This is a genomic window from Noviherbaspirillum sp., assembly GCF_035944575.1.
GTDB lineage: Bacteria > Pseudomonadota > Gammaproteobacteria > Burkholderiales > Burkholderiaceae_D > Noviherbaspirillum.
Window position 1 is genome coordinate 1 of the sequence record NZ_DASZBA010000125.1, and the last position, 6,738, is coordinate 6,738.

Sequence of the window (6,738 nt, forward strand, 5' to 3'; positions counted from 1 at the left end):
TGCCGAGCGCATCATCACCATTGACGGCTTGCGGGTGGAGTATGCGGACGGCTTTGGGCTGGCGCGCTCGTCCAACACCACGCCGGTGGTGGTGATGCGCTTCGAAGCCGAGTCGCAGCACGCATTGCAGCGCATCCAGCAAGATTTCAAGAGCGCAATCCTGGCCGCGAAACCGGATGCACAGCTTCCATTCTAAGGACGGCTTTTTGGCGGGTGCATTTGCAACAGCATGAACATTCCCTAATGCACATCAAAGTATCCGTCCATCATCAGTCTATCTTTGACGGATGCAATGACATTCGGAATACACTCAAATTGAGAGATAAAGCCATAGCAGCGTACTCGCATTGCATCTAATGCAACCCAGGCAATGCGAATTCATTGGTACTCAGTGACAGGTCAATCTTAAGCAGGGAAAAAGAAAAAATGTTTATCGATACACGGCGAGTTCAGGAAGGATCCGTTGTTGAAACGACGGTATGCATCATCGGCGGCGGCGTTGCGGGCATTACATTGGCCATGGAATTGGACAAGCAAGGCATCGATGTCGTTCTGCTCGAAAGTGGAGGATTCAACCCGGATGACGAAACACGCGACCTCTATCGCGGCGAAGACGTTGGCGAGTGGCGCTATAACTTTGCCGACGGCAGCCGCAGCCGCTTCCTCGGCGGCAGCAGCAATTGCTGGGGCGGATGGTGCCGCCCGCTCGACCCATGGGATTTCGAGAAGCGCGACTGGGTGAACCACAGCGGCTGGCCGTTCGGCTTGAACGAATTGATGCCGTACTACGAGCGCACGCATGCATTGCTCAAGCTCGGCCCGAATAACTTCAGTCCGGAGTTTTGGGAGCAGGCGATCGGCCGGCCGGATGTGCGGCGCATGCCGCTCGTAACCGGCAAGGTACGCGATACCATCTCCCAGTTCAGTCCGCCGGCGCGTTTCGGCAAGCTATACCGTGACGTACTAAAACGTTCCGAACGCATCCGGGTCTTCCTTTATGCGAATGCCGTCAACATCGATACCAATAATCCGGCGACCACAGTCAAGCGCATCGAAGTGGCGACGCTTACCGGGCGCAGGATGGAAGTGTCGGCGAGAACCTATGTCCTCGCAACCGGCGGCATCGAGAATGCACGCTTGCTGCTGGCATCGAACAAGGTTCAGCCATCCGGACTGGGCAATGGCAATGACCTCGTCGGCCGCTTCTTCATGGACCATCCGCGCCTGTTCTCGGGCAATATCCGCTTCACCAAGGAGTGGTCGCGCAACAAGCTGTCGGACGTTAAATACCACTACCAGAACGCGGCGGTGTCGGCGCACGGCACATGCATTGCGCACCAGTTCGCATTGAAACCGGAAGTGCTGAAAGAAGAGGGCATTCTGAATGCGCGGGTCTGGTTCTGCTCCACCTTCCCGGGCGAAGGCAGCGAAGGCGCGCAGGCGCTGTTCCGCTGCAAGCAGGCGATGCTCAAGAAAGAGCAGGCCGACTGGAGTCTTGCGAAGGATGTGATGACCATGATGGCGCATCCGCTGGACACGCTGGGCTATGGTTATACCCGCCTGTTCCAGCCGCGCTGGCTGATCAAGGGAGTGAAGTTCCAGACCATCGTCGAGCCGGAACCGAATCCGGACAGCCGCGTCATGCTGTCGCCCAACCAGAAGGATCAGCTCGGCATGAACCGGGTGCGGGTCGACTGGCGTCTCGGCTCGAAAGTGCAGCGCACTTTCGACCGCACGCTGGCGATTCTGGCGGAAGACATGCGCCGCAGCGGCGTGGCCCAGGTCGACCTCGATCCGCCGATCGAAGGCGGAAAATGGCCGTCCGACCTCGAAGGAACCTGGCATCACATGGGCACCACGCGGATGCACGACTCGCCGAAACAGGGCGTGGTCGACCGCAACTGCCTCGTGCACGGCATGACCAATCTGTACGTCGCCGGCAGCTCGGTTTTCCCGACCTCCGGCGCGAATTTCCCAACCATCACGCTGGCGGCGCTCGCATTTCGCCTGTCCGAGCATATTGCAAAGGAGCTGCGCAGCTCAAGCACCGAGTACACGATGCAGGCAGCATAAGTCGCCAAAACAGTGGCGGCTTGTGCACAATGCCGTCTAACCGGAATGCTTGAGCAAGTTGCCCCCGGCGCCCGCCGGGTCATCATGCTGCGATATATTGCGGATGTGGCGACCTCTGCCGCCACATCCGACGCTTCCCATACCGGACATTCAAGTTCTGATCATGACCACTCATAAAAACATTCTTGTCACCGGTGCGGCCGGTTACATCGGCTCGCACACCTGTGTCGAATTGCTTGAGGCCGGCTACTCCGTCATCGCACTCGACAACCTCTGCAACAGTTCACAGGAATCGCTCAAGCGGGTGGAACGCATCACCGGCCGCGTCATTCCTTTCTACGATGTCGATGTGCGCGACCGGCTCGCGTTGAATGCACTGTTCAAAACCCATCGCATCGATGCCACGATACATTTCGCCGGACTGAAGGCAGTCGGCGAATCGGTCGAAAATCCACTTGCTTATTTCGAGAACAACGTTTCCGGCAGCGTGACGCTGCTGCAGGCGATGGGCGACGCAGGCGTGAAGAACTTCCTCTTCAGCTCCTCCGCCACGGTCTACGGCGATCCGGAATCGGTGCCGATCCCCGAGTCGGCACGGCTATCGACGACCAACCCCTACGGCCGCTCCAAGCTGATGGTGGAACAGGTGCTGGAAGATCTCGCGAAGTCCGATTCCTCGTGGGCCATCGGAGCGCTGCGTTACTTCAATCCCGCAGGCGCGCATCCCAGCGGACTGATCGGCGAAGATCCGCGCGGCATACCGAATAACCTGATGCCGTATATCGCGCAGGTGGCAGTGGGGCGGCGCGAAAGGTTGTCGGTGTTCGGCAATGACTATCCGACACCCGATGGCACCGGCGTACGCGATTACATCCATGTGGTCGATCTTGCGCAAGGACATGTGGCCGCCTTGCAGGAGATCTTCCGGTCGGGCCGCAGCTTCACCGTCAACCTCGGTACCGGGCAGGGATACAGCGTGCTCGAAATGGTGAAGGCGTTTGAAAAGGCAAGCGGGCGGCCGATTCCCTATCAGATTACTGGCCGCAGACCGGGCGATATCGCCACCTGCTACGCCGATCCGACCACGGCAAGCAGGATGCTGAACTGGCGCGCGAAGAAAGGGCTTGAGGAAATGTGCGCTGATCATTGGCGGTGGCAGAGCACGAATCCGCGAGGCTTTCAGGATTGATTCCTGTCTATGAAGATTTCAACTGAAGATTCATTCTGGTCTTGCTAATGGACAGTAGGAATGGTGCTATCTCCCATGGCGCCCCCTTACTGCTCCGTGTCACGTCGAGGTCGAACTATTGATTGCAATAATTCGACCTTGCCACTCCCTCTTTTCCTGACGCATAAGTGATCGTGGCCACCGTGCATTTTGCTTTGCACGAATACGGCCATTTTCTACATCGTGCGTGATGATTGCCCGTCGGGTAAAAATATGATCGCTTCCTGGCAGTGTTGAGAGCACGACATTTTCATTGACTGCTGCCGCAGGAAATGCGCCTGGTCTCCATTCGTCCTTCCCGCTTAACTGAACCTTCTTGACGATTTAACCACTAACCATCGGTTTGCCCGTCTTGAATCATCGTTCATGTATTCCCTGGCATTAACAGGCGGAATCATGTATGGCAAACGACATTGTGGATGCCGACCCGCTCTGAACCGGGTACGCGATTTGCATCACCGCCAACTCCATGCGTGTAACGATATGTCGCACCGCGCTGTCGGCAGCTGCTTTTCTTCGGCATACCTTTCCAGATCAAGTATGAATACCATAATGCCTAAAGACAATCGGCGGTTTGACTATTTGCAGTGGGGAGCGCTTGGCCTGTTCCTGTTATTTCTAAGTGTGGAAGTCGTGCTCGCGCTCGGATGGCGCATGCAGCACGATACGCCATTGCTGCATTACGTCGCCTTCCTGATCGACAAGCATCACTTCACGCCTTACAAGGATGTATTTGAGACCAGCATGCCGGGCACCTTGCTGTTTCATCTCGCCATCGGCAAGGCAATCGGCTATTCCGATGCGGCATTCAGGGCGCTGGACATGCTGTATCTGCTCACCTTCCTTGCGGTCACATGGATGCTGATGAGGCCTTTCGGCAAAGCGGTTGCCTGCGGCAGCATCCTGCTTTTCGGCCTGATCTACATGGGCCACGGTCCTTCGATGAGCCTGCAACGCGATTACGTCGGCGTCATGCCGATTGCAATTGCGCTGCTCGTGGCAACCGGCAAGACACCGAAGACCTATGCGCACTGGAGTTTCGTTGGTGCGCTGTTCGCAGTTTCCGCGTCGATCAAGCCGCATCTGGCGATCGGTCTGCCGGCGGTGATTGCTTATGGTGCGGTGACACTGCGTGATAGCGCCGGGACGCTGCGCGCAACCTTCGGCATGCCATTTCTGAGGCTTGCGGCCGCAGCGGGCATCGGATTCATCATCGTCTGGTCATTGCCGTTCATCTGGCTTTGGACCACGGGCGGCTTCCCGTATTTTCGCGAGATGTTCGCTTCCTACCTGCCGCTTCATATCCAGCTCACCGGCGACCACGCAATGATTACCGGCATGGCGCGCATTCGGTACCTGCTTGATTCGTACAGGAATTTCGGTGGCCTCGGCATATTGCTGGTGCCTGCGGCACTTGGGATCTATATTGCATTGGCTGACCAGGAAGACCGCTATAAATCCCGCTTCGTCCTGCTGCTGCTGGCGTTGCTTGGGCTGTATAGCATCTATCCGGCATTAAGCGGGCAGTTCTGGGACTATCACTGGATGCCGTTCGCATATTTTGGCAGCCTGTGCGGTGCGCTGGTTCTGCTGCCGCAGGGCAAGCCCAATTCGCTAGCGGCGTTTGCGCCGTACCGGCGCGCTGTACCCCTCCTGGTTTTCCTGTTCGCGCTTGTGGTGCTTGTGCGCATGCCGGGCGACTTCACGCGCCAGCTCGCCGGTAAGGAGCCTGTGCCGCCGAAAGATGGCAAGGTGGATGAAATTGCCGGCTTTCTGAAAAGCCACCTGCGCCCCGGCGACAAGATTCAGCCGTTGGACTGGACTGGCGGGGCGCTTCATGCGGCACTACTCTCCGAGGCCGTGGTCGCAACTCCTTATATCTATGACTATCATTTTTATCATCATGTATCGAAGCCGCATATTCAGCAGATAAGACGGAAGTTCATTGCCGAGTTGGAAACCGAGCAGCCCCGGTTCATTATCGACGTGACCGCGAAGCCAAGGCCAAAAGGGCAAGACACGACGAATGAGTTTCCAGAGCTGCAAACTCTATTGGTTAATAACTACGCGCCTGTCCATCACGGCAATGGATATGTCATCCTGGAAAGAAAACCAGACTCCGCTTTCGCTTTGAAAACGCGATAAATCAAATTCGGGCTGAAATTTTTTTCCAGCCTGCATTTCTTCAATTTTCACCCTCCCGCTGCAATAAGTTTTTTGGCCGGATCCCTTATCCGGCCTAGGTTTTTGCGCCCTTTTCGTATCCGCCACGAAATGTTGTCAGCGCGCCACTAAACCTTCAAATTCCCTTCTGTAATTCTTGCCTTTCTACGGAAATTCATAATTATTTCTGTGCGGCAAAGGAACTATTTCCGTTGGGCAAAGCTCTGATCGGTGCTTGCTTTTGAGAATGATCAAGCTTTCATTAACGGAAATAGAAGAAAGGGGAACATCATGTACAACGCCGCCGTGGATCGATTTGCAAAGAGTGCCATTTCCTGTGCATGCGCAACTTTATTTTTAGTCGCTTGTGGTGGAGGTGCAGGGTCGGGTCCAACTGACGTTACGGTAAATACCAGCGAAACATCGTCTGGCATTGCACCCATAACCTCAACCGACACAGCGTCTACACCAGAAGCGACTACCAAGCCATCGGATGCTGCTGCAGCACCGGCAACGAACGCGCCGGTGGCAACACCGTCGACACCATCGACTGCACCATCGACCGGCACCGGATCGACGACAAGCACATGGACCGGTTGCGCCACTGAAAATGAGCAGTGCTCGTTCGCCGGCACGAAGGTGGTTCGGTATGGCTTGAACGGTACTTACGTTACTCGTACCGCCGAGGGTTCAATCATGTGCAGCAATGATGTATTCGGTGATCCGTTACCGGGCGCAGACAAGCTGTGCGAATACATAGCGGTTGGCGCGGCGAATACTTCCCCGGCACCGGCTCCAGTTCCAGTTCCAGTTCCAGTTCCTGCTCCAGCTCCAGCTCCAGCTCCAGCTCCAGCTCCAGCTCCAGCTCCAACCCCAACGCCGTCGCCTGCGCCTGCACCGGCTCCGGCACCTGCACCCGCACCAGTACCTTCCGGCACGCCAGGCCCGTATGGCCAGAATGCCGCTGACTATCAGCTGACCTTCTCCGACGAGTTCGAGGGCACGAGCCTGAACCGCGCCGTGTGGAACGACACGACCTGGGACAAGCCGGCACCGTCGACCATCAACTACGCAGTGGAAGATGGCTCGCTGAAGATCTGGCCGGCACGTGACCCGCAAGGCAACTTCGTAGCCCGCGTGATCGATACCGACGGCAAGTTCTACCAGACCTACGGTTACTACGAGATCGAAGCCAAGCTGCCGATCGGCAAGGGCACATGGCCGGCATTCTGGCTGTACAACCATGACGAACCGGATCCGTTCCGTCCAGAGAT

At 56.8% G+C, this 6,738-nt stretch carries 6 protein-coding genes and 1 pseudogene; 5 read left to right on the forward strand and 2 right to left on the reverse strand.

The genetic code is table 11. The features are described from left to right. From VGU61_RS08295 to VGU61_RS08310, 4 genes and pseudogenes are all read left to right on the forward strand, one after another. Nucleotides 1-196: pseudogene (locus VGU61_RS08295) on the forward strand (phosphomannomutase/phosphoglucomutase); the annotation flags it as partial. Nucleotides 197-426: 230 nt separating this feature from the next. Then, nucleotides 427-2,073, forward strand: coding sequence for a GMC family oxidoreductase (locus VGU61_RS08300; protein ID WP_326858643.1), 1,647 nt, complete (start codon nt 427-429; stop codon nt 2,071-2,073). A 163-nt stretch (nt 2,074-2,236) separates the two neighbouring features. Further along, nucleotides 2,237-3,262 carry a UDP-glucose 4-epimerase GalE gene (galE, locus tag VGU61_RS08305; protein ID WP_326858644.1) on the forward strand — a complete coding sequence of 342 codons (1,026 nt, stop codon included), beginning with the start codon at nt 2,237-2,239 and terminating at the stop codon, nt 3,260-3,262. A 591-nt stretch (nt 3,263-3,853) separates the two neighbouring features. Further along, nucleotides 3,854-5,446: a hypothetical protein gene (locus tag VGU61_RS08310; protein WP_326858645.1), complete on the forward strand. Its 1,593-nt coding sequence runs from the start codon at nt 3,854-3,856 to the stop codon at nt 5,444-5,446. Nucleotides 5,447-5,715: 269 nt separating this feature from the next. Here the strand turns inward: VGU61_RS08310 and VGU61_RS08315 are convergent, their stop codons facing one another. Beyond that, entirely contained in the window at nt 5,716-6,099 is a 384-nt protein-coding gene (locus VGU61_RS08315) for a hypothetical protein (RefSeq protein WP_326858646.1), read from the reverse strand. A gap of 59 nt (nt 6,100-6,158) precedes the next feature. Beyond that, entirely contained in the window at nt 6,159-6,386 is a 228-nt protein-coding gene (locus tag VGU61_RS08320; protein WP_326858647.1) for a hypothetical protein, read from the reverse strand. A 98-nt stretch (nt 6,387-6,484) separates the two neighbouring features. On the opposite strand from VGU61_RS08320, the gene VGU61_RS08325 reads away from it, so the two are divergent. Beyond that, on the forward strand, nt 6,485-6,738 hold a 254-nt coding region (locus VGU61_RS08325), incomplete at its 3' end, for a glycoside hydrolase family 16 protein (protein WP_326858648.1).